General features: G+C 44.9%; 19 protein-coding genes. 9 read left to right on the top strand and 10 right to left on the bottom strand.

Features of this window, described 5'->3' with window-relative positions:
• Positions 1 to 191: 191 nt before the first annotated feature.
• A complete protein-coding gene (locus tag AC27HD_RS12215) occupies positions 192 to 374 on the top strand; it encodes a hypothetical protein (RefSeq protein WP_032097031.1) in 183 nt (60 codons plus the stop codon).
• 84 nt (positions 375 to 458) lie between these two features.
• Here AC27HD_RS12215 and AC27HD_RS12210 read toward each other — a convergent pair whose 3' ends face one another.
• Positions 459 to 1,010, bottom strand: a complete 552-nt coding sequence (locus tag AC27HD_RS12210) for a carboxymuconolactone decarboxylase family protein (RefSeq protein ID WP_032097030.1) — start codon at positions 1,008 to 1,010, stop codon at positions 459 to 461.
• A 441-nt stretch (positions 1,011 to 1,451) separates the two neighbouring features.
• Between AC27HD_RS12210 and AC27HD_RS12205 the strand changes: the two genes are divergently transcribed.
• Positions 1,452 to 2,036: a TetR/AcrR family transcriptional regulator gene (locus AC27HD_RS12205; protein WP_487106167.1), complete on the top strand. Its 585-nt coding sequence runs from the start codon at positions 1,452 to 1,454 to the stop codon at positions 2,034 to 2,036.
• Positions 2,037 to 2,067: 31 nt separating this feature from the next.
• On the opposite strand, the gene AC27HD_RS12200 is transcribed toward AC27HD_RS12205, so the two are convergent.
• Positions 2,068 to 2,244: a hypothetical protein gene (locus tag AC27HD_RS12200; protein ID WP_487106165.1), complete on the bottom strand. Its 177-nt coding sequence runs from the start codon at positions 2,242 to 2,244 to the stop codon at positions 2,068 to 2,070.
• Positions 2,244 to 3,512, bottom strand: coding sequence for an FAD-dependent monooxygenase (locus AC27HD_RS12195; RefSeq protein WP_487106163.1), 1,269 nt, complete (start codon positions 3,510 to 3,512; stop codon positions 2,244 to 2,246). Before AC27HD_RS12195 ends, AC27HD_RS12200 begins: the two co-directional genes overlap by 1 nt.
• Before the next feature lie 296 nt (positions 3,513 to 3,808).
• Between AC27HD_RS12195 and miaB the strand changes: the two genes are divergently transcribed.
• The 5 genes from miaB (at position 3,809) to lnt (ending at position 9,411) form a co-directional block, all read left to right on the top strand.
• Positions 3,809 to 5,242: a tRNA (N6-isopentenyl adenosine(37)-C2)-methylthiotransferase MiaB gene (miaB, locus tag AC27HD_RS12190; RefSeq protein WP_487106161.1), complete on the top strand. Its 1,434-nt coding sequence runs from the start codon at positions 3,809 to 3,811 to the stop codon at positions 5,240 to 5,242.
• 73 nt (positions 5,243 to 5,315) lie between these two features.
• Complete coding sequence (locus AC27HD_RS12185) at positions 5,316 to 6,392, top strand: PhoH family protein (RefSeq protein ID WP_487106159.1); 1,077 nt, start codon at positions 5,316 to 5,318, stop codon at positions 6,390 to 6,392.
• Positions 6,389 to 6,859, top strand: coding sequence for an rRNA maturation RNase YbeY (gene ybeY / locus AC27HD_RS12180; protein WP_487106157.1), 471 nt, complete (start codon positions 6,389 to 6,391; stop codon positions 6,857 to 6,859). Before AC27HD_RS12185 ends, ybeY begins: the two co-directional genes overlap by 4 nt.
• A 151-nt stretch (positions 6,860 to 7,010) precedes the next feature.
• A complete protein-coding gene (gene corC, locus AC27HD_RS12175) occupies positions 7,011 to 7,868 on the top strand; it encodes a CNNM family magnesium/cobalt transport protein CorC (protein WP_334061574.1) in 858 nt (285 codons plus the stop codon).
• Positions 7,869 to 7,911: 43 nt separating this feature from the next.
• Positions 7,912 to 9,411 carry an apolipoprotein N-acyltransferase gene (lnt, locus tag AC27HD_RS12170; RefSeq protein ID WP_487106379.1) on the top strand — a complete coding sequence of 500 codons (1,500 nt, stop codon included), beginning with the start codon at positions 7,912 to 7,914 and terminating at the stop codon, positions 9,409 to 9,411.
• Between the two features lie 136 nt (positions 9,412 to 9,547).
• Here lnt and AC27HD_RS12165 read toward each other — a convergent pair whose 3' ends face one another.
• A complete protein-coding gene (locus tag AC27HD_RS12165) occupies positions 9,548 to 11,359 on the bottom strand; it encodes a Mur ligase family protein (protein WP_487106155.1) in 1,812 nt (603 codons plus the stop codon).
• Positions 11,360 to 14,188, bottom strand: a complete 2,829-nt coding sequence (gene cphA, locus AC27HD_RS12160; RefSeq protein ID WP_487106153.1) for a cyanophycin synthetase — start codon at positions 14,186 to 14,188, stop codon at positions 11,360 to 11,362.
• Between the two features lie 190 nt (positions 14,189 to 14,378).
• Between cphA and AC27HD_RS12155 the strand changes: the two genes are divergently transcribed.
• Entirely contained in the window at positions 14,379 to 15,068 is a 690-nt protein-coding gene (locus AC27HD_RS12155; protein ID WP_487106151.1) for a transposase, read from the top strand.
• A 77-nt stretch (positions 15,069 to 15,145) separates the two neighbouring features.
• On the opposite strand, the gene AC27HD_RS12150 is transcribed toward AC27HD_RS12155, so the two are convergent.
• From AC27HD_RS12150 to AC27HD_RS12135, 4 genes are all read right to left on the bottom strand, one after another.
• Positions 15,146 to 15,964 carry a cyanophycinase gene (locus AC27HD_RS12150; RefSeq protein WP_032097022.1) on the bottom strand — a complete coding sequence of 273 codons (819 nt, stop codon included), beginning with the start codon at positions 15,962 to 15,964 and terminating at the stop codon, positions 15,146 to 15,148.
• A 5-nt stretch (positions 15,965 to 15,969) separates the two neighbouring features.
• Positions 15,970 to 17,118: a beta-aspartyl-peptidase gene (gene iadA, locus AC27HD_RS12145; RefSeq protein WP_487106149.1), complete on the bottom strand. Its 1,149-nt coding sequence runs from the start codon at positions 17,116 to 17,118 to the stop codon at positions 15,970 to 15,972.
• Between the two features lie 325 nt (positions 17,119 to 17,443).
• The gene (gene pta / locus AC27HD_RS12140; RefSeq protein WP_487106147.1) at positions 17,444 to 19,585 is read right to left on the bottom strand and encodes a phosphate acetyltransferase; all 2,142 of its coding nucleotides are present in this window, start codon (positions 19,583 to 19,585) and stop codon (positions 17,444 to 17,446) included.
• A 26-nt stretch (positions 19,586 to 19,611) separates the two neighbouring features.
• On the bottom strand, positions 19,612 to 20,793 hold the full coding sequence (locus AC27HD_RS12135) for an acetate kinase (protein ID WP_487106145.1): 1,182 nt from the start codon (positions 20,791 to 20,793) through the stop codon (positions 19,612 to 19,614).
• Between the two features lie 619 nt (positions 20,794 to 21,412).
• Between AC27HD_RS12135 and AC27HD_RS12130 the strand changes: the two genes are divergently transcribed.
• Positions 21,413 to 21,868: an Hsp20 family protein gene (locus AC27HD_RS12130; protein ID WP_032139772.1), complete on the top strand. Its 456-nt coding sequence runs from the start codon at positions 21,413 to 21,415 to the stop codon at positions 21,866 to 21,868.
• Positions 21,869 to 21,948: 80 nt separating this feature from the next.
• On the opposite strand, the gene AC27HD_RS12125 is transcribed toward AC27HD_RS12130, so the two are convergent.
• A complete protein-coding gene (locus tag AC27HD_RS12125; protein ID WP_487106143.1) occupies positions 21,949 to 23,358 on the bottom strand; it encodes a cytochrome-c peroxidase in 1,410 nt (469 codons plus the stop codon).
• Positions 23,359 to 23,383 lie beyond the last annotated feature (25 nt).

Here is a 23,383-nt window from a genome sequence, read left to right as displayed (position 1 = left end):
CTAATCTACTTGAGGCAATGTCAGATATAGAGTTATTTCTCGTACAACGTTTTGCGGTAACAGAAAAGTAATAGAACTGTCACGCTGTTGTCTTATGAGAAAGACACAGTGACCACATACTCAGGTGTTTAAGAGCTTAGAAGCTAACGAGCTCAGAAAACAAAGAATCTAGAAGTTAAAGAGAATCTCACATGACCGAAACACAATCTTCAGTACACCTTTCGTGTTTTATAGAGGCCATTGCCCTTGCTAAACATGAACAATGCGAAACACGCGACGAACTTAAAGCGCTTTTAGAAAAAAAGGGCTATCAAGATGAGGTGACTTCCCAAACCGTTGAAGAGATTAATCCTCAGCTATTGGTTGTGTCCTAACTAACATTTTTTCTTAATGCCTTTGGTGATTCAGACATAAAAAACGGAAGCATAAGCTTCCGTTTTTGTATTACAGCCTAGCTATTACTTAGGTGACCACTCAAACTTTTTGAACGGTTCATCAACTGGCGTATCTGCAAGGTGATTGGTGTAGTTACTCATTACTTTTTGCGCTAATATCAACACAATTTCAAGCAGCTGTTTGTGCTCGTAGCCTGCTTTGTAAAATGCATCGAGCTGCGACTTCTCTGCATTTCCTCGGCCTCGAGTTAGCGCAAGCACAGTTTCTTTAAGCGTATTTAGCTTGCTATCAGACAGCGTATCATCGTTGCGAAGCTCTTCAATTAAATCATCGCGCACTTGCATGCTTTTTGCGATGCCGGTATGAGCTGGCACACAATAATGACATGCGTGTTCAACGTTTACCGTTTGCCATACGACGGTTAACTCTTCTGCATTAAACGAGGTGTCTTGTGCGAGCTTGTGCAGCACTTGGTACCCTTCAAGTAGCGTGGGCGCTTCAGCCATTACTGCATGTAGGTTCGGTACCATGCCAAATGCTTTTTCTGAATTATCTAAAAGTGATTTAGACGCTTCTGGCGCTGACTCTTTTGTATGTAGAGTAAAATCTGTCATTTTGTTCTCCTAATGCTGTGAACGAATTGAAACAGATAGACGACAACGGCAACGCTCTGCTTTTCACTATCGATTAAAAAGCGGAACGTGTAATTGATGCACGCTATTAAAAATCGCACTATCGTTCCAGTGGCATCAAACCCTGAAAGGCATATTTACCTAGCTGGTTTAATACCGAATTTACTTAAATTTAAAAACAAGCTTACTAGGATTATCTAAAATATGACTAGCAAGCGATGTGTGTAGACTACACACACCTGAACGATCGTTCAAGTGAAATTTGAACACTCGTTCAAATTGACATAAATAGGAGTTTTAAATACGAAACTTAAATTTTGATAGATGTCGATTTTAACCCGCATTTTTCAATAATGGGTTTACCTTAGCCATTGTTCGAGAGATAATTGAACACACGTTCAAATTTGTATTGAGTATGATGTTATGAAGTACGCACAAGAAGATGCTGTCGAAAAGGCGACTATATTGTTTTGGAAAAAAGGGTTCCAAGGTTCTGGTATGCGCGATATTCAACAAGCATTGGACATGCGTCCGGGAAGCATATATGCACGGTTTCAAAACAAAGAAGGCTTATTTAAGCTTGTGGTAGAGCAGTACGTAGCTCACAGCAAAGACAAACTGCAGAGCGTGGCCGATAGCGATACCCCACTGCTGTCCCTCCGGGAATTTTTTAAAACAGCCTTAATTAACCCTGATGAGCTGAGATACATGCGCCAATGTTTGTTGGTAAAATCGATTACCGAGTTGGAACTGATTGGCGATGTGGGCAAAAAAGCAGTACTTGAAGGAATGGTGTTACTAAATAACTGCTTCGCTAACATCATCGAAAAAGCGATAGAGACGAAAGAGTTGCACGATACCACGCCAGTGGCGTTTGCAGCCGATTGGCTGCAAAATCAATTCGTGGGATTACGCGCCTTCGCAATATTGCAAACTGACGACAGTGCAATTGAAAAAATGATTGATAAGGCGCTTTACGACCTTACAGCGCAATGGCCCTCAGACTGAATCATTACGCAATGAACTTCATATTGAATCATTATGAAAACGCTAACCTAATTAATTGAGCCACTAAAAGTAACCCCATTAGTGGCCAAATCCACTTCGCCCACTTTGCTGCGTCATCGTTACTTATGCGCATTTTCGAGCGCTCTAAAAGTGGAACAACAATAACTAACGTTGCAAACAATACCGCCAGTAAAATAAGAACTTCCATTAACGCATCCCTATAGCATATTTAAGCACTTCTTTTTTAATTGGGCCCGCATGTTCGGCCACCGAAAGAAGCTGGTTTCTTATCCATTTTATGGGGGCTATGTCGTTACTAAACAAGGTGTAGAACCCATCCATTGCTGTCATCATTAACAAGTTGTCCCGTTTGCGTGGCTTCTCGTAATCATTTTTCAGCGCCTTAAAAAAGACCTGAGACGTTACATCATGACGCTTGGCAGTTACCTCTAATAGCGCTTGAACGTCTCTAAAGCCAATATTCACACCCTGCCCTGCAAGTGGATTAATGGTATGGGCAGCATCGCCGATTAATATCATACGCTCTCTCACATATTCACTGGCATGCATGCGAGTGAGCGGAAACGCTGCCTTGTCGATAATAGAGAAGTCATTCTCGTTTTGAGTAAGTTCATCTGGAAAAGCATCGATAACTTCGTTTTTTAACTGCGTGCTGTTAAGACCTTTCAGGCGTTGTAATTCCTCAGGGGAGTTGTACCACACAAGCGATGCGTACTCGTCAAACATAGGCAAAAAGGCTTTTGGTCCTGTTGGTGTAAACTGCTGCCATGTAATAGCCTGGGTTTCTTTTGCCATTTTAATGGTAATGCCCATCGCTTGTTGGCCATATTGCCAACCTGACGTGCCAATACCGGCAAACTGACGAACTTGGGATTTTGCGCCATCTGCCCCAATAAGCCATTTAGCGTGAATTTGCGTGTTTGAAGGCTGTGTGTTTGCAGACTCAGTGTTTGAAGAGCCTGTGACTGAAGATTCTTTGACTGAAAAGAGTGTAATACACACGCTTTGCTCGTGTGTGCTTGTCTCGCTTGAGCTTTCTGATGACAGCGCAATGTTGTCTATTTTGTGGTTAAAGATAACTGTCACATTTTCATGCTGCGTTAGCGCTTGGTGACAGGCTAACTGCAACAAACGGTTTTCGACAAAGTAGCCTAACTGAGGTACGTCGATACTCTTTGCAGTAAAGTCAGTTCGGTGTTTGGGGTCGTCCCACACGCTCAAACCTACGTAGGGCTTTAAGCGCATTTTTTCGATGTTTGTCCACGCCCCTAGTGCTTTTAGCAAGGTAACAGATGCTTCACTAATAGCCGACACCCGTAAATCTGGGCCTTGCTCTACTTCAAAAGCGTTAGGCTTGTTTGGCTCTATCACTACCACGCGGTAATTTTGCTGCGCTAGCCCAAGGGCTAATGCTGCGCCCACCATACCGCCGCCATTAATGCAAAAATCGTACATTCGTACTCCGTGGTAACTATAACGTTGAATATAATGAAGAATATAAAATACCCGCGGCCAACACAAATTAAGCGTAAGTTATAAGGCCAGTGCTATTTTTATTACCGAAATTAATTAATCAGTAATCATCGTATTACGCTGGGAATATAGCTGCATAACAGGTAAAATATGCGGCTATTTTGAACATCTTCAACGTAACTGCGTTGTGTGGCGCAACAATATACGCTATTGCTTGCGACGTTTTTTAGATTCCACCAACCACTTACCAGAACTTAACAGGTTAACGAATAGTTGTTATGACTAAAAAGCTGTATATCAAAACCTGGGGCTGCCAGATGAACGAGTACGACTCGGATAAAATGGCAGACTTACTAGACTCTACGCACGGCTACACCGCGGCAGAAACCGCTGAAGAAGCCGATATCATTTTGCTTAACACATGCTCAATCCGCGAGAAAGCGCAGGAAAAAGTATTCCATCAGCTTGGTCGTTGGAAAAACTTAAAGCAAGATAAGCCTGAGCTTATTATTGGTGTAGGCGGCTGTGTTGCATCGCAAGAAGGCGACACAATTCGTCAACGTGCCCCATTTGTCGACCTTGTTTTTGGTCCTCAAACGCTGCACCGCCTGCCTGAAATGATCAACGAGCTGCAAGGTGGCGCTAAATCGGTAATGGATATCAGCTTTCCTGAAATCGAAAAATTCGACCGCCTACCAGAGCCCCGTGCTGAAGGCCCCACTGCGTTCGTTTCGATTATGGAAGGCTGCTCAAAGTACTGCACATTCTGTGTTGTGCCGTACACGCGCGGTGAAGAAGTCAGTCGTCCGGTTGATGATGTGCTGCTTGAAATTGCACAACTTGCTGGTCAAGGTGTTCGTGAAGTTAACTTGTTAGGGCAAAACGTAAACGCCTTCCGAGGCGATCACTACGATGGCACGGTTTGCCGTTTCTCTGAATTACTAGAGTTGGTTGCTGCTATCGATGGCATCGACCGAATTCGGTATACCACCTCACATCCAGTAGAGTTTACTGACGATATTATCGATGCCTATGCAGGTATTCCAGAGCTGGTTGACCATTTACACCTTCCAGTTCAAAGCGGCTCAGACCGTATTTTGAATTTGATGAAGCGTGGTCATACCGCGTTAGAATACAAATCTAAAATGCGTAAGCTTAAGAAAATTCGCCCGAACATAAGCTTGTCGAGCGACTTTATTATTGGCTTTCCTGGCGAAACGGATGCTGATTTTGAAGCAACCATGGATTTGATCCAAGCCGTAGATTACGATTTAAGCTTTAGTTTTATTTACAGTGCTCGCCCAGGTACACCGGCGGCAGATGCAGTAGATGACGTTAGCGAAGAAACCAAAAAGCAGCGTTTACACCTTTTACAGCAGCGTATTACCCAACAGGCCTTGCGCATTGCTCGCCATATGGTGGGTACTGAGCAACGCATTTTGGTAGAAGGCCCTTCTAAGAAAAACCCAATGGAGCTTTCTGGCCGTACTGAAAATAATCGAGTGGTTAATTTCGAAGGCACGCCAGATATGATTGGCGAGTTTGTAGATGTGAACGTGGTAGATGTGTTTACCAATTCACTGCGCGGTGAAGTTATTCGCAGAGAAAGCGAAATGGGCTTGCGCGTAGCAGTATCGCCTCAAGCGATTTTGGCAAAACATCAAGCAGAATCACCTAACGAGTTGGGTGTGGGCCAATTTAACCCCGCCTAAAACAGTCGCCACAACAGTGTGGCGCTAATTAACAATATTGAAGATAAAAGCGTAAAGCGAGGAAAACAGAAGTTTGAGTACATTGGTAAGTAATGAATTTGAGTTAGAACCGGCAGATAGTAAGCGTTTGTCGAGTTTATGTGGACCGTTTGATGACAACATCAAGCAAATAGAGCGTAGGTTGGGTGTTGAAATAACATACCGAAATAACGCGTTCAAGGTGCTAGGAGAGCCACAGCAAATAAACAGTGCTACCGAATTACTGAAACTTCTGTACGTTGAAACGCAGCCGATAAAAGGCCGTATTCCCGACCTTGAAGCTGAGCAAGTACATCTTGCAATTCAGGAAGCTCGCGTTATAGAAAAAGACGCAACAGGCGGCTACGGCAAAGAAATTAACATCAAAACAAAACGCGGCGTAATAAAGCCCCGTAACCCTAACCAAGCGCAATACGTTGCCAATATCGTCAATCACGATATTACCTTTGGTATAGGCCCTGCCGGTACGGGTAAAACCTACCTTGCCGTGGCAGCTGCGGTAGATGCCTTAGAGCGACAAGAAGTTCGACGTATTCTTCTAACTCGCCCTGCGGTTGAAGCAGGTGAAAAGCTCGGTTTTTTACCTGGCGACCTGTCACAAAAGGTAGACCCCTACCTGCGCCCACTCTACGATGCGCTGTTTGAAATGCTGGGCTTTGAAAAAGTCGAAAAGCTGATGGAGCGCGCAGTAATTGAAGTTGCCCCCTTAGCCTATATGCGTGGACGAACGCTAAACGATGCCTTTATCATTCTAGATGAAAGTCAAAACACCACGGTAGAACAAATGAAAATGTTCTTAACCCGTATCGGCTTTAATTCGAAAGCGGTCATTACCGGCGATATTACTCAGGTAGATTTACCACGAGGCGCAAAGTCTGGCCTTCGCCATGCCATTGAAGTGCTCAGTGACGTTGACGATATTTCGTTTAACTTCTTTAGTGCCGATGACGTAGTTCGCCACCCGGTAGTTGCTCGCATTGTTCGTGCGTATGAAGAACATGATGCCGAGCAAGAGCGCATTCGCAAGCAAAAGAAAGAAGAGGCATTGCGACAGCAGCAGGAACAAAGCTCATCATCGGTAGGCCGCTCTGATACAAGCAGCAACTCGTGACCGCTATTATCGATTATCAAATTGTGTATGAAGGCGAAGAGGAAATAGCGAATGCTATTCCCTCTGCCGACAGCCTAGCACGATGGGCTAACGCGGTTTTATCTGCAGAAGACTTACGTGAACAAGAAGTGACGATTCGCTTTACTGACGAAGCGGAAAGCCAACAGCTAAACAGTGATTACCGTCAAAAAGACAAGCCTACAAACGTACTTTCTTTTCCTTTTGAAGCACCGCCTGGCATAGAGATTAACCTACTGGGTGATTTAATCATTTGTGCGCCAGTTATTAGCAGAGAAGCCAGTGAGCAGAAAAAGGCCGTTGAGCATCATTATGCCCATATGACTGTTCACGGCATATTGCATTTGCTTGGCTATGACCATATTACAGACGAAGAGGCCGAAGTGATGGAAAGCAAAGAAATAGAAATTCTTTCCGCCTTGGGTATTGCAAACCCTTACGAAATTTAATCAACGCTTTGATAGAAACTGCCCTAGGCTTTACAAACAGTTTTTGTAAGCTTGTGGATTAAAAGCGATTTCAAATTTAAAACAATAAAGCATTGACGACTAACGAGAAGCATTTTAACGTTGGCGTTGAACAAACTATAAAATGGATATTATGAGCGACGACAACCCCCACTCTACCAACGGCTCATCAGGCAAGAGTTGGTTAGATAAACTAAAAAATTCGATTTCTGGCGAGCCGAAAAATAGACAAGAATTGGTAGCAGTAATTACCGATGCGGAGCAAAATGAAATAATTGACCCACAAACCCGTGAAATGATTGAAGGGGTTATTGGGGTTAACGAAATGCGCGTAAGAGATATCATGATCCCTCGCGCCCAAATGTCCACTATCGATGTTGAGCAAAAAGTGGAAGAGTTTCTTCCCATCATGCTCGAGTCCGCTCACTCACGTTTTCCCGTTATCAGCGAAGATAAAGACCACATTGAAGGGATTTTACTCGCTAAAGATCTTCTCTCCTTCGCTTTCAACACCGAAAAGAACTTCAACCTTCGCGATATACTGCGCCCTGCGGTGATTGTGCCTGAAAGTAAGCGTGTAGACGTACTGCTAAAAGAATTTAGGCAGCAGCGCTATCACATGGCTATTGTGGTTGATGAATACGGCGGCGTATCGGGTCTTGTCACTATCGAAGATATCTTAGAAATTATCGTAGGTGAAATTGAAGATGAATTTGATATTGAAGAAGACGGTACGGATGATATCCGCCCGCTTAATAAATCGACCTACTCAGTTAAAGCATTAACCCCTGTAGACGATTTTAACGAATTCTTTGAAACCAATTTCAGTGAAGAAGAAGCTGATACAATTGGCGGCATTGTGCTAAAAGCATTTGGCCACATGCCTGAAACCAGCGAAGAAGTAACCATAAACGATATTCATTTTAAAGTGACTAACTCTGATAAGCGTCGCTTAATTCAATTGAAGATATCGGTGCCCTCTCTCGAATAAATAGGGAGCATAGGCGTTGTCTACGTCTATGCTAAAACTACCCATGCTAAAACGCGCTATTCCTTATTTGCTGCTTATTGTAAGCGGTCTGAGTCTTACGCTAGCTTTTGCGCCCTTCTCCATGTGGGCGCTCACTATTCCAGCTCTCGCTATTGCGATACGACAAGTCATTAAATTACAACACAGGCCCTTTTTTGCAGGGTGGCTGTTCGGCATGGCGTGGTTTGGCGCGGGTGTAAGCTGGGTGCACGTGAGTATTGCCGACTTCGGTGGCCTTCCGCTGATAGCCTCTGTGGGCTTGATGGCGCTGCTCTGCGGCTATTTGGCACTATATCCAGCACTTGCCTTTAAGCTAACCGCCAAATTTTTTAAACCGCAATTATGGCCCTTAGCACTACCTCTATTTTGGGTGCTTGCAGAGTGGCTGCGAAGCTGGATGTTATCGGGCTTTCCTTGGCTATCTTTAGGTTACAGCCAAATTAATAGTCCACTAGCAGGGTTCGCGCCCATTATTGGTGAGACAGGTATCACTGCTCTACTTGTTGTGATTGCAGCATCGCTTGCCATCATTAACAGCAAACGTACCTTACTATCGGCTAGTGCAATAACCACAAGCTTGCTGATTAGCGGTATTTTATTGCACCAGCACACCTGGGTAAGCCCAACGAAAAGTTATTCTGTTGCGATGGTGCAAGGAAACATACCTCAAAGCCTTCGCTGGGTGCCAGAGCAAGACGCATCTACTATGGAAAAGTATTTATCGTTAACGGAAACGGTGTGGGATAGCGACCTGATCATTTGGCCTGAAGCCGCAGTGCCCAAGCTTGAGCCACTAGCGCAGCCTTATTTAACTCAGTTAAACGAAAGAGCCTTTGTCGAAAACACGGCGCTCATCACGGGTATCGTTAACTTTAATTGGGAAACCGATGAGGCTTGGAACAATTTGATTGTACTGGGTAAAAAAACGCCAGACGCGACTTATCCAGACTATCAGTATTTTCATAATAATCGCTTTTCAAAACATCACCTATTGCCTATTGGAGAGGTTGTGCCTTTTGAATCGCTGCTTCGCCCTTTAGCCCCTATCTTTGATTTACCCATGTCGTCATTTTCGAGAGGAGACTTTCAGCAGCAAAACTTGGTAGCCAACGGCATTCACCTTGCGCCCGCTATTTGCTTTGAAATTGCCTTTCCACGCCAAGTGACTGCGAACATAAACAGCGATACCGATATGATCATTACCGTAAGTAACGATGCTTGGTTTGGTAATTCTCACGGCCCAGCTCAACATCTTCAAATAGCCCAAATGCGAGCATTGGAGCTAGGCAGGCCGGTGCTACGAGCCACCAATAATGGTATTACTGCGTTTATTGATCACAAAGGTAGGGTTGATGGAAGGCTGCCGCAATTTGAGTCTGCCAATATTAGTGCACCCGTTATTGCCACCACAGGGTTTACCCCCTACTACCACTTGCAAGACTTTGGCGTTTGGTTGTTAGTATTGGTGATGTTTATTTGTGCGTGGCGTTTGCGACAAGGCTAGTTGGCAAACGCTTAACTGGCAGAGAATCGGTTATTCCCCCTTCAGTTAAGCGAATGTATAAAGCTGTTTAAGCGTTTTTCTAAAGCTATATCGCGTCACTTGCTCCGTAAGTTTTAGACATACGAAGTTTAATGCTTTACGTCGACTCGATAAGTGCTTGAATAGCTTCGCGCTCGGCCAATGCAAACAAAAGAATAAGCGATGTTTTTCCTTTGATGGTTTTATCGTTTGTGTCGTCTTTGGTGTCTTTGCCTTTTACCTCGCCAACACCATTATTTGCAACTGATTGACTTAGCGCAATTTTGGTGCCTTTTAAAGGGCTATCAGCGCGTTTAATTTGAGCCTGCTTCACTCCGTTTGCTAATAAGTGTTGCTCTACAACATCGGATATTTCACCGAAGTGACGGCCCCTCAAATATTTATCAAGTTCGGTTAATATGTAGGTATCTGGCTGCAACGCTATCACCGCATCAGCCACGTTTGTTATATCAAGGTTTGTTCTATCCCCAGCGTGTCCGAACAGCACTGTGACTTCGCTGTAATCATTTTTTTGCTTTAACCCTAGCGCCATATTAATTACGGCCTGCATGCTATGCGGGTTATGTGCAAAATCGACGATTATGGTGGCATCGCCACGAGTGTAGATATTCGTTCTGCCGGGGTTGTCGGAGGCGTTACTTTCAAAGTCAAACAAGCCCTGACTGATCGCTTCGCTTTCAATTCCCATCGACTTACATAAGCCTACCACCCCTAATGCATTCTCAAGGTTATGCAAAGCGGTGCCCTTTACCGTCATTGGTATTAGGTCAATTTGAGCGAGAGACTCTGCCGCTGCGCCGTCAAAATACATAATCTGGTTATTGTCTGCATAAACACAGGCGCGCCCCGTTGCTTTTGCCTGCACAATTTGAGGGTTATCAGCGCGCTTACTAAACCAACAAATCGATGTACTAGAGCTGTCTGAAAACTTCACTAAGCGCTCATCGTCCGCGTTTAATACCAGTGTGTCGCCATCACGTATTGCTTTGGCCACCATCAATTTTACTTGGGCGATTTCATCGACCGTATTAATACCATATTGACCTAAATGGTCACTGGCTACGTTGGTCACTAAAGCCGCATTAGCTTGGTATACCGGCAGACCTCGACGCAATAAACCACCCCGCGCAACCTCTAAAAACGCTATTTCAGTGCGATTGTCACGCAATAACATTCTGGCGCCACCTGGGCCTGAATAATCGCCCTCATCAATAATCTGTTCACCTACTTTGATAAAGTCGGTAGAGGTAACCCCTGAGTTTAGGTTGGCTGCCTTCGCAATTTGCGCAGCCAATCTTACGCTGGTTGATTTACCGTTAGTCCCAGTTATCAGCGCTAACGGAATATCGCGGAAGCTTTGCCACTCTACTTCCTTTGTATCTGGGAGTGAATCTATAGGCCAGGTTTGCGCGCTAGTACCCGTGCCCAAACTCACTTCATCATCGTCAACTAAACACCTCACATTATTGTCTGTAGCGGCGTTTACAAAAGCGATGATTGCTGGGTTTCTTTCTTCAATGATGGCGGTTTTTAATTCATCTACTCGACTAGAGAAGTTGGCCAGAGCCGGCGTATCAGAGCGCAGCGAATAACGCTTACTGAAGTCTAACACGCAGCATTCCCACGCTAGTTCGATAACATCACAGGCGCTATACAAAAGGTCGATAGGTGCACTTATTGACATACTTGCGCCACCCTCGTATAAGCGCACATATGTATTTTCATTCCACTCAAGCTGCTGCTCAATGGTATGCAGGTGCTTGTGCCAACAATCAACCACCGTTTGAGGGTCTATACCCTCTATAAAAACATCGATAATAGCGCCAGCATCGTTTGACAGTAAGTTCGGCCCCGTGAGGCGCCGAACTTCGTCTAATTCAAGCCTTATAGTTGTGTGCTGCTCTTCCATTTAGTCTGACTCTTCGTCGCGATCGACAACAATATGTACACCACGTTCATCGTTTACAATGCGCTGTCCTTCCTGCAGCTCAAACTTGTTTTCCACAGGCTCAAACAGCTTTTCAGGATAGTCTTGGGAAGGCGTCAGGTTAGCTTGCGACTCGGCAGTTTGCGCTACCCCATCGTCATTAAAGTGCACTATTTGCTTCCAGCAGCGGGTGATGTTGTCGCCCAATATGACAATTAAATCGCCAGCGTGACACGAAGACAATGCAGCATCTATACTTTCCTCTTCGCTTGGAATAACTTGGATGTCTTTTTCGTCAACCCCTTCTTCCATCAGCGTTTTCTTCAGTAGCTGCGGCACTTCATCGAAGCCTCGCCCGCGTCTGTCATCATCAGCTTTACACACAAAGGTATCGAACGTGGATGCCACTGATTTGGCAGACTCGATAATATCTTCATCGCGGCGATCTCCAGGCATAGCAATAACTAAGCGGCGTTTGCCTTTCACGTCTAACCGTGACGCAAGGTCAGCAATTGTCTTAATAGCAGCTGGGTTATGAGCGTAATCCAAAATAACTTTAAAGGGATGTTCATCGAATATATTTAATCGCCCAGGCGCTTGGTAGAACGAGGTATTAAATATGCGTAAACCTTGTCTAATATTCTCTAAGCTGGTGTCAAAACTGTATGCCATTGCGGTGGCAAACATGGCATTTTGAACATTGTGCAACGCTTTACCTTCTATGGTGGCAGGTATTAAGTGCGTCCATAAAAGTGGAATGTGAGCGCCTTTGTCATAAATGGTGATCATGTCACCGTTTATGCCTTTTTCTAATACAACAGCCATACCGCCGCGGCGAATATGTTCGCGCACTAGGCCGTGTCCTGGGTCCATAGTGACGTAGCAAATTTGTTTGGCGCTACAAAACTCCGCCATTTGCAAACAGTGAATATCGTCGGCGTTAAGCACAACACAGTCTTTAGCAACCTCAACCACCACTCGCTTAATTTGCGCGAGTTGCTCTAGGGTGTTGACACCTCGTTGGCCTAAATGGTCTGCGGTAATATTCAGGCAAGCCCCAACATCGCAAGTTTGATAACCAAGCCCGCGTTTTACAATGCCGCCACGAGCCGTTTCCATAATCGCAAAATCGACGCTTGGGTCGCGTAATACTATTTGGGCCGACGTTGGGCCTGTCATGTCGCCTTTTACAGTAAGGTGTCCATCAATATACACACCGTCTGTAGAGGTCATTCCCGTTGTATGGCCAGCGGCTTTCATGATGCTGGCCAGCATACGAGAGGTGGTAGTTTTACCGTTTGTACCGGTGATGGCCGCCACGGGAATACGCGAGCTTTTACCAGTGGGGAAAAGCATGTCCATCACTTTACCAGCCACGTCTCTTGGTTGGCCTTCACTTGGCGCCACATGCATTCGAAAACCAGGCGCGGCGTTACATTCACAAATACCGCCGCCTATTTCTTTGTATGAACGACTAATATCTTCCGTTAAGAAATCCACTCCGCCGATATCAAGACCAATTGCTCTAATGGCACGAATTGCCATATCCCGATTGTCAGGGTGCACAATGTCAGTCACGTCAATGGCGGTACCGCCGGTTGATAAGTTTGCCGTTGAACGTAAGAAGAAAGCTTCTCCTTCTGGCAACACCGTTTCTTCAGTGTACTCAGCTTCTTCCATTAGGCGCATTGCTTGGTTATCTAGCTCTAGGCGAGTAAGCACTTTCTCATGTCCTACGCCGCGTCGAGGGTCAAGATTCACAATGTCGATTAATTCTGAGATAGTGTGCTTACCGTCGCCTACTACGTGGCCAGGAACTCGCTTGGCTACCGCAACTAATTCATTGTTAACCACCAGCATACGGTGGTCGTAGCCCGTTAAATAGCTTTCTACTAATACAGCTCTGCTTGTGCCATGCTGCTGCGCTTCGTTAAACGCAACCTGAACTTCTTCATCGGTGGTTAAATTGATACTTACGCCACGACCGTGATTCGCATTTAATGGTTTTAACACTACCGGAAAGCCAATGCGGCGAGCGGCTTTTACCGCCTGTCGCTCGCTATAAATCATAAGCTGTTGGGGTACGGGTAGGCCAAGGTCGTTTAAAAGATTGTGGGTATCTTCTTTATCGCAGGAAATTTCTACCGCAATATGCTTTGTTTCACTGGTTATCGTGGCTTGAATACGCTGTTGATGTTTACCGTGGCCGAATTGCACTAAGCTGTAATTGTTAAGGCGAAGCCATGGAATATCGCGGTTTTCAGCGGCAGCAACTAGCGATGCGGTACTCGGTCCAAATTCTTTCCTCTGCGCCATTTTGATAAACGCAGTGAGTTCGTCATTAAAGTCAAAATAGTCTTCTATGTCAGCATCTATCGCTTGCTGCACTTCACTTGGCATTAAGTGCTTGAGAAGCTTTAATCCAAGCGCGCCAGCTTCTATACCTACATCGCGCTGATGATATTGATATACAACGTAATAGCAGCCTTCATTTTCTAAACTGCGAGTACGACCAAAAGAGACGGCCGAGCCAGCTAAATTTTGAAGCTCTATAGCCACATGTTCCCAAATATGGCCAATCCAAGTGCCTTCATCTTCATTTAAGCGACGAAGAAAACCACCCGATTCACCATACGAACAGCCGTGTTCTTGCAAGCTTGGAATGGCCGCTACTAATCCATCAATAAACTCTCGACCAAGTTTAACTGACGGCCACTTCTCTAACTCACCAATGTCTATTTGATAACAAATAACCGGAAAATTAGCGTAAACATTAGGCCCAACATACACATTCTGACTTAAAATCTTCATTACACCGAATTTCCCTTTTTCTATACCCAGATTATACAAACACATTACAGAATAATTGGGGTCAGATCCAAATTAACTGACATAAAACAGTTATAAAGGGGGTCAGAACCACATAAACCGTTACCACGTTCAGTTATGTTTCAAAAAAATCTAATTACACTTTTCATTTTTAATCATTGAGCACACAAAAATGGCAAGAAAACCAAGAGCCTCGGTGGCAGGCGTTGCTGAACACGTTATTCAGCGTGGTAATAATCGGCAAAGCATTTTTGCCCACAGCAGTGATATGAAAGCCTATGTGGTTTGGCTAAAAGAGTATGCAGAAAAGTATGAAGTCAACATTCACTCTTGGGTATTAATGACAAACCACGTTCATTTGCTTTGCACACCAAACGTCGAATTTGGTACCACACTTATGATGCAGGCGCTGGGTCGTAAGTACGTGCAGTATTTTAACAGGCGCTATAGTAGAACTGGTACGCTGTGGGAAGGCCGGTTTCGCTCTTCTCTAGTAGATAACGAACGCTATCTAATGCATTTACATCGTTATATTGAGCTAAACCCTGTGCGCGCAGGCATGGTGACAGATCCTAGAGAATATACGTGGTCTAGCTATCAAATAAATGCGTTAGGTAAGATAAGCTCACTCGCAAGTCCTCACCCACTATATTTACAATTGGGTAAATCGGATGTGCAGCGAAGAGAAAGCTATCGAAAGTTATTTGAAGAGTCGCTGGATAGTAAATTGCTAACTGATATTCGCAATGCGGCGAATAAAGGTTTAGCGCTAGGTAGCGATGTGTTTATCAAAGATGTTGAAAAAATAACTGGAAAGCTAGTAAGTAAAGGCAAGCCTGGGCGCCCCAGGCTTGATAGGTAGAGCTTGCTGCGCCCTGTAACAGCGCGAAATAAATAGGGTTCTGACCCCATTTATTTTTAATGTGGACCTGACCCCAATTATGCGGTGGAGGCTTTTCTGTCGGTGATGTTGTAGCGAGCGCCTGAGGCAAGAATATGCACTTTGAGGTTGAGCAGTGTCAGTGCATCGCCAGTGCGGGCCTCTGCCATAGAAGAGTATTCTATGTTGCTGGGGTCGACGACTGTTATAGCGCCACTTCCAACAACCGTAAACTCATTGTCTGGGTTGATAAATGCAGCCGTGTCTTCGTCAAGGCCAACGCCGATAAGGAATGGATTGTATGAGACCGCTGACAATAAACGAGACAAACGATTACGCTGGTTAAAGTGTTGATCTAACACTATGGTGTTGATAAGCCCCATACCAGGCGCAAGATTAACGCCATCTTCAGTCGGTACAATACCCGTGTTGCCACCAGTAATCATATGCTGAGAGACAATAGCCGCACCTGCAGAGGTGCCTGCGTAATGCACGCCCTGCGCATTAAGCTGACGAATGGTTTTAGCAATAGGAGTGCCACCCAAAATAGTCGATAAGCGAAGTTGGTTACCACCGGTAACAAAAATGCCCGTACTTTTTTCTAGGGTTTTAACGTATTCTTCGTTTTGCGCGTCAACACGCTCAGAAATAGGCAGTGAATAGGCTTTTTTAACGCCTATTTCTTCAAATATTTGCTGATAACGAGTACCGGTATCGTCCAATTGAGACGCTGTGGGTATGATCGTTATCACCGCATCTTTGCCGCCGCAAAGCTCCACAAATTTCGCTAAGATTTCTGGGTTATCAATTTTTTCTTCCGCACCACCAATCGGGATTACATATCCACGTTGGGTGCCATCAATACTTGGAGAGGGCATAATATTTACTCAAATGTGCCTTTTTTAATTTGCTGTTTATGCTTAACGTGTAACTGCCCAAGGGCCATCACATGCTCAATTCTATTTTGTTTATCAAAAATAAGGATATCGGCATCAGCACCAACGGCTATATGCCCCTTATTGTGAAAATTCATTAGCTGAGCAACGTTTTGGGTAAAAAATGGCAAAAATTGAGACACCTCTTCCCCATTATCAATAAGCTCGTAAAAAACATTAGTCATAGATTGTGAATCAGCAAAATCCATTTTCGCTAAACTACCATCGGCGTGAAAATCCGGTAAACACCCACCGCCGTCTGAACTGATAGTTAATTTATCTTGTGGTAAGTCTTGCTGCATGTAGCGCAACAATGCGTCTGCAGGGTCGTAGCCTACATCGCCAGACTCAAACGCCGTCACATCTACCCAACACCCTTTTTTGGCTAAATCGCATGCTTCTTCAAACAAAAACTTTTGGCGATTGATGTGTGTTGGATTATACGTACGCGGCGGAATTTCTGCTTGTGACAAGGCTTCGCGAATTAAGCCTAAGCCGCGTTCACCGTCGCCTAAATGCAAATGCAGCATACCTGCTTTGCCAGTCATAAGTCGTGCAACATGGGCCTGGGAAGCAATTTTAAGTAGTTCATTTAGCGTGGGCTGACTAGAGCGATGATCGCTAATCGCTAGTTCGCCAACACCAACTACAGGCTCTATAAATACGATGTCGGTTTGCACCGAGCCCGTAAGCGTTGTTGGTGGTAAATGATATCCACCGGTATAGCAATACGCTGAAAAGCCTTCTTCTCGCAATGCGTATACCTGAGCCACTAAAGATTCAGTGCTGCGGGTAATATCATCCGTACCCAATAACCCTACGGCTGTGGTAACCCCTGCTCGGGTAAATTTACTCAAAGGTACGGGCGGAACACGGGTTGAAAACCCAGCTTCTCCACCACCGCCTGTTAAATGTGTGTGACCGTCGATAAACCCTGGCGTTAGCATTGCGCCGTCAGCGTCGATAACTTCGTGAGGAAGCTCCATCGCCGGTAACGTTTTACCCATATAAATGATTTTGCTGCCTGCACACACAAGGTGGTTTATTCCCAATGCCTGTGGCGCAAACACGTTCGCGTTTTTGATAACGGTAATCACAGTGGCTAACTCGCGTTTTATATCGATGGATTCAACAAGGAGCGCATTATATCTTAAGCATGCACTTTAGCTAGCGCAGTTTCGCTTTTTTAAAATTCCCAGCCGTCATCGGCTATAGCTGCCTTGTTCATTGCGAATGCTGGTATTAAAGCACGGAAGTAAATGCCGGAGTAAAAGCGCCAAAATCAATAAGGGCCATTACCTGAAAAGCAATGGCCCTTATTAACATTTACTGTCTCTGTTTCAGGCTCTCATTTTTGCCTTAAACATATGCTCTAAGCTTGTTATCTACACATATGCTCTGGGCTGGTATTTGAGCATTATATTAGCTGTTGCCTTCCGCCTGAATAGCCGTTAGTGCAATGGTAAATACAATGTCATCAACTAACGCACCGCGACTTAGGTCGTTCACCGGCTTACGCATGCCTTGCAGCATTGGGCCAATACAGACTAAATCAAAACTACGCTGCACCGCTTTATACGTGGTATTTCCCGTGTTTAAATCGGGGAACACAAACACATTTGCTTTTCCTGCTACCGGGCTATTTGGCGCTTTGCTTTTACCAACGCTTTCAATGGCCGCCGCGTCGTACTGAAGTGGGCCATCGATAAGAAGGTCTGGTCTCATCGATTGGGCAATCGCAGTTGCTTCACGCACTTTTTCTACATCGCTTCCTGCGCCAGACGTGCCGGTACTATAGCTAATCATGGCCACTCTCGGCTCAATGCCAAACATTTGCGCTGATGTTGCAGACTGAATTGCTATATCTGCCAGCTGTTGTGCGTTGGGGTCTGGGTTAATAGCGCAATCACCGTAAACCAATACCTGATCAGGCAGTAGCATAAAAAATACTGACGACACTAAAGAGGCATTTTCCGCCGTTTTAATTAACTGCAGCGCAGGACGAATAGTATTGGCGGTAGTATTAACAGCCCCTGAAACAAGCCCGTCAACATGGTCTTGCTGAAGCATCATAGTGCCTAGGGTCACGTTGTCTTGAAGTAATTCGTTGGCCACCACGTCAGTAACGCCTTTGTGCCCGCGAAGTGCCACAAGGCCTTCTATGTATTCGCCGCGAACTTGCTCAGGCGATAAAATCTCAACGCCATCACTTAACACCACGCCCTGTTGCTCTGCAATACGTCGAATTTCGGTCTCATCTCCCAATAATACGGGTCTTGCCAAACCTCGGCTCGCACAAATTGAGGCCGCAACAACGGTACGAGGCTCATTACCTTCTGGCAGCACTATTCGCTTATTAACCTGTCTGGCACGGTTGGTGAGATAATACCTAAATGCCGATGGTGACAGCTTACGCTGTCTAGATACTTTATCGGTAAGTGACGTTACCCATTCTGCATCTAAACTTTCAGCGGTATGCACCATCACTTTTTCAATACGCTGACTGTCGTCTACCGGCACTTCTTGATTAAACGCGTGCAAGTTCTGGGCGGTTTGCCATGTATTAGTATTAACTAACATTACCGGCAACCCCGTTTCCATGGCTTGGCTACATAAAGCCGCTATGTTCTCATCGGGCTCATAGCCGCCGGTCAGTAACAGCGCGCCCAGCTTTGTACCATTTAATGCAGCAAGGCAGCACGACACAAAAACATCGCTTCTATCGCCAGACAGCACCAATAATGCCCCCGGCTTTAGCGCATGAGTCATGTTGTGAATTTCTCGTCCACAAAACGTCACGCTACTGAGTCGGCGCTTGGCCATGTCGCCCTCATTAAGAGGGGTGGCGTTAAGGTGCTTAGCAACGTCGATAGCGCGGGGAGACACTAGCTCGGCGCTCCAATCAACGTTTCCAAGTAGGCTTAACCCTTTTTTGAAAATGGGCAAATTTTTCAGCGCAGTTGAGCGAGCTTCATCGTGCTCTGGCTTATCTACAACACCTATATCTGCGCGCAAACGTCCATGCTCGTCAAACGGTGCATTAACTTTGTTAAAAATACACCCTACTACCTTCTGACTTTTATGCCCGCCGTAGGTATCCACTACAATTTCTAGTCTGTGGTTAATATCAACGGTATCGTCGTTACCGGGAACCGCCACAAACACAATATCAGCATCTAGTGCACGACTGATTTCTAAGTTTAATCGCTCAGCATAGGGGTGGTGCCTGGTCGTTACCAACCCTTCAATAACCGTGACGGCATCTTGCTCGCAGTTATTTTCAAAGCGCTCAATAATGTCTTCTAACAATTCATCAGTATTGTCGTTGCTGATCATTCGCTCGACATAGTCGAGCGTAAATGGGGTAATTGGCGTTACGCTGGCGTGATGGGCGATAATAGCCGTTGAACGCTCTTCGCCTTTATCACCGCGGCGAGGCTGTGCCACAGGTTTAAAAAAGTTGAGCTTAATGCCCTGCTCTTCAATGGCGCGAACAAGGCCCATGCTAACCGTTGTAAGCCCAACGCTTGAACCAACTGGGATCAGCATAATCTTACGAGACATAATTTCTCCTGCTTTTTAAGGCACTGTTAAGCGAACGTAGCCGCTTCAGCGGCAATCACCCACTCTTCATTCGTGGGTACAACGAAAACGGTCTTTTGTGATGAGGAAGCGGTTATCTCGCCTCCCTTGCCAAACCGTGCGTCGAGATTCTTTTGTTGGTCAATGGTAACGCCCATGTGCGCGAAATAACCCATAGTGGTTTCTCGAATAAGTGACGAATTTTCACCAATACCGCCAGTGAACACAATGGCATCTAAGGAAGGCACTGCAATAAGGTAACCCGCAATATATTTCGCTAAACGATAGCAGAATATTTCGATAGCAAGTTTTGCCCCTTCATGGCCCTTTTCTGCTTCTTCTTCCAACGTTCTACAATCGTTACTAAGCTCCGAGATGCCTAACAATCCAGACTGCTTATTTAATAAATCGCTAATTTCATCTGCGGATTTACCTAATTTTTTCTGAAGCGTACCAGGAAGGCTAGGATCTAAATCACCACATCGGGTGCCCATCACTAAACCCTCTAGAGGAATAAAGCCCATGCTTGTATCAACGGCTTGGCCTTTTTCAATTGCTGCTACGCTGCAACCGTTTCCTAAGTGAGCGCTGATAACACTTGTCTCTTCAACCGGCTTATTCAGAAGCGATGCCGTGCTGTCGAGAATAAACTTATGGCTGGTGCCGTGAAAACCATATCGGCGTATTCCATAGTCTCTATAAAGGTTCATTGGGAGCGCGTAGATGAACGCTTTCTGCGGCATGGTTTGAAAAAACGAGGTGTCGAATACGCATACATGAGGTAAGTGAGGGTAGGCTTTTTGCGCCGTCACTACACCTTTTGCATTGGCTAGGTTATGAAGGGGCGCCATACTGGCGTAGTCTTTAACTGCCGCTAATACCTCTTCGTTAACCAATGCAGCCTGCTTAAATTTTTCACCGCCATGTACCACGCGGTGACCTACCGCAACAGGTTTAACCCCTGTATCTTCAATGATTGTTGAAATAGCATTGAGCGCCTCGGTATGACCTGCGTTGGCACTTAATGAGAACGACGTTTTATCGCCATTTAATTTGTAAGTGATACTTGCATCGGCATTACCTAAGCTTTCTGCTAAACCGGATAAACCAGCTTCGCCAGTATTAGCATCAATTATGGCGAATTTAACGGAAGAACTGCCACAATTTAAAACAACAACTTCTTTTTTCATGAATTTATTCGTATAAAGGTTAAACGGTGAGTGTGTTGGAATTGTAGCATTTATAATCAACGACGTTGGTTAATGGTTTGCTAAATGTTTTATAAGATGTGTCACAAACCTTTCATTTTGATAAACAAATTTATTCAAACACTCGGCGATTGATGTACTTCACGAACTCTCCAAGTGAACATCAAAGTATGTGGGAATGAAGCGTGAATGAAGGTGTTGGCAGAGCGCGTATATGAGAGTGCGTGTATGAGAGCACATGTAAGAGCTCGTATAAAAGCTCGTATAAAAGCTCGTTTAAAAGCTCGTATAAAAGCTCGTTTAAAAGCTCGTATAAAGCCCGTATAAAAGCTCGTATAAAAGCCCGTATAAAAGCTCGCTAGTAGCGTACACAACACCACTCAGCAAAAGACCAGCAAAAAAATTAAAATTAAACAATTTAAAATCAGTAACTTAGAAATTTTTTCAATATTTCTTTAAAATAAATTCACCTTTTTTCTTGAAAAGCATTTGGCTAATCCCATATCTGATATGTCGGCGCTGAAAGGTCGGGTCGACAATACTGCCGCCGCATGTCGGGGCATCATTTTTTAACATATTGCTTTATTTTAAGGATATGACTATGCGTAATATCGATCTATCTCCACTATACCGTTCATTCATTGGTTCAGACCACCTTGCATCACTTGTAGACGCCGCTGCGCGCTCTGAAAAGCAAAATACTTACCCGCCTTACAACATTGAATTGCTAAGCGACGACAAGTACCGCGTTACTATGGCCATTGCTGGTTTTAGTAAAGACGATGTGTCTATTCAAGTTGAGGAAAACACGCTTACCATTACCGGCAATAAAAAAGCCGACAGTAATGAAAAGAACGAGCGAAAGTATCTTCACAAGGGTATCTCTGAACGCAACTTTGAACGAAAATTCCAATTAGGTGACCATGTAAAAGTGTTGGCTGCTGATATGGAAAATGGCCTTCTACATATCGATATGGAGCGAGTCATTCCAGATGCGAAGAAACCACGCACCATTGAAATAGGGTCGCGACTGCTAGAGAAAGAACGCTCTCAATAGCAACCTCAAATCTGTGTGAGTTTCCCTGTTTTTAACGGCGCCTCTAGGCGCCGTTTTTTTGTGCTTTTGCGCTTGTAAAATTAGCAGTTCAGATCGACAACTGACTGAGCATCTGCAACTGGAAAGCAAGAGCCGGAAGGTAAGGCGTCAGGTGTATATCTTTCAAGGTTAGGGTCATAGAGCCCTTCTTCCAAAAATGCGACTAAAGCATCAATCTCGTCTTCATTGAGGTTCAATGGCACAAAGCGCTCATCAAGTAAGTCATCCGCCAGCCTTTTTTGAGAGACACCGGCGTTTTTGTACAATACAACCTGTCTAACGCTAGTGAAACTTCCTCCGTGACCGAATACATTTGAATCTTTCAAATTATAAAGCTGCGGTACTTTGAACTTATAATTATCTTCTGCGCGCCCAGTAAACCCCCCTCTTCCCTTTGCATCGTTCTCTGTTACCGCTCCGGTTATATTTGGGTCTGACGTATCAAGATCAGCAAATCCGATTGCCATAAATACTTCTTGACTAATTGCGCCTACTTTTGAACTCAATGCGGGCCCGGTGTGACAATTTGAACAACCGGCTTTACCAAAAAATAGCAAACCGCCTCTTTTCTCATGGTCAGTTAGCGCAGCGTCGTCCCCATGCAACCAGCGCTGAAAAGGCGCTTGGTTTGCTAGTACGGTTCTCTCGTATGCAGCAATTGCTTTCCCCATATTTTCGAGAATATCATCACCGTTTTCAGGGAATGCAGCCTCGTACAAAAGTTGATACTCTATATTTTGCTGAACGAAAGAGTTGTCAAACGTATTTAACCGATGTACTTTCGTACCCGCAATCGCTTGAATCTCTAAACCGGCAAGGCCACGCGTATTTTCAGATTTAGGCGTACCTGCCGTTGCCAAAACATCAACGGGCAAATCTGAGTTAACTAGTCCACCATCTTGGTCACCGAACTGACCATTCCAAAGCATCACCTCTTGAAAAGCGGTGTTGAGTATACTCGGCGACGCAAGCGGTTGAACGTCGGGGATGAAACTGGGGTCTTCGCTTGACTTGTCAAAGCCCTCTGCCAATACACGCATTTCACCCGCAATTCCAAACCCAAGACCGCCTTCTCCAATACCCTGAACAATTCCAGATTTAAAACCAGCACCTACATGGTGACAGCTGGCACATGACCATGTATTCGCCAGTTCGCCGTGCACCCCCTCAGTGGCAATTGCAGTTTCATGAAAAAGCATCATTCCCAGCTGCACTTTTTCTTGAGTCAAAGTATTGTTCGGATCGGAAGGAATATTTGAGAAGTCTGATGACTGGGGCAATATAAGACCTGCTGCACCACCATCTACTTGCTCATCTAATGTTGTCATGAGTTGCGTAGAGAGTGAACTTTCTACTATGGGCAGTTCTTCTTCACTATCGCCCCCACAGCCAACTAAAGTGAAGACACTGGCTGCAAGTAAAGCATTTTGAATATAAGGAGTTAACTTCATGGCATCACCTTTACTGCATTCAAAG

It is taken from the genome of Alteromonas sp. 4NS20-0143 (assembly GCF_057542855.1).
This window is presented reverse-complemented; position numbering and strand designations above follow the sequence as displayed.

What these genes read in the sequence shown, in the direction of transcription:
- AC27HD_RS12215 (WP_032097031.1), top strand. Translation starts at nt 192, where the DNA reads ATGACCGAAACACAATCTTCAGTACACCTTTCGTGTTTTATAGAGGCC.
- AC27HD_RS12155 (WP_487106151.1), top strand. Translation starts at nt 14,379, where the DNA reads ATGGCAAGAAAACCAAGAGCCTCGGTGGCAGGCGTTGCTGAACACGTT.
- AC27HD_RS12205 (WP_487106167.1), top strand. Translation starts at nt 1,452, where the DNA reads ATGAAGTACGCACAAGAAGATGCTGTCGAAAAGGCGACTATATTGTTT.
- AC27HD_RS12165 (WP_487106155.1), bottom strand. Translation starts at nt 11,359, where the DNA reads ATGGAAGAGCAGCACACAACTATAAGGCTTGAATTAGACGAAGTTCGG.
- AC27HD_RS12130 (WP_032139772.1), top strand. Translation starts at nt 21,413, where the DNA reads ATGCGTAATATCGATCTATCTCCACTATACCGTTCATTCATTGGTTCA.
- AC27HD_RS12195 (WP_487106163.1), bottom strand. Translation starts at nt 3,512, where the DNA reads ATGTACGATTTTTGCATTAATGGCGGCGGTATGGTGGGCGCAGCATTA.
- AC27HD_RS12150 (WP_032097022.1), bottom strand. Translation starts at nt 15,964, where the DNA reads ATGCCCTCTCCAAGTATTGATGGCACCCAACGTGGATATGTAATCCCG.
- pta (WP_487106147.1), bottom strand. Translation starts at nt 19,585, where the DNA reads ATGTCTCGTAAGATTATGCTGATCCCAGTTGGTTCAAGCGTTGGGCTT.
- AC27HD_RS12200 (WP_487106165.1), bottom strand. Translation starts at nt 2,244, where the DNA reads ATGGAAGTTCTTATTTTACTGGCGGTATTGTTTGCAACGTTAGTTATT.
- AC27HD_RS12210 (WP_032097030.1), bottom strand. Translation starts at nt 1,010, where the DNA reads ATGACAGATTTTACTCTACATACAAAAGAGTCAGCGCCAGAAGCGTCT.
- AC27HD_RS12135 (WP_487106145.1), bottom strand. Translation starts at nt 20,793, where the DNA reads ATGAAAAAAGAAGTTGTTGTTTTAAATTGTGGCAGTTCTTCCGTTAAA.
- miaB (WP_487106161.1), top strand. Translation starts at nt 3,809, where the DNA reads ATGACTAAAAAGCTGTATATCAAAACCTGGGGCTGCCAGATGAACGAG.
- corC (WP_334061574.1), top strand. Translation starts at nt 7,011, where the DNA reads ATGAGCGACGACAACCCCCACTCTACCAACGGCTCATCAGGCAAGAGT.
- cphA (WP_487106153.1), bottom strand. Translation starts at nt 14,188, where the DNA reads ATGAAGATTTTAAGTCAGAATGTGTATGTTGGGCCTAATGTTTACGCT.
- lnt (WP_487106379.1), top strand. Translation starts at nt 7,912, where the DNA reads ATGCTAAAACGCGCTATTCCTTATTTGCTGCTTATTGTAAGCGGTCTG.
- AC27HD_RS12125 (WP_487106143.1), bottom strand. Translation starts at nt 23,358, where the DNA reads ATGAAGTTAACTCCTTATATTCAAAATGCTTTACTTGCAGCCAGTGTC.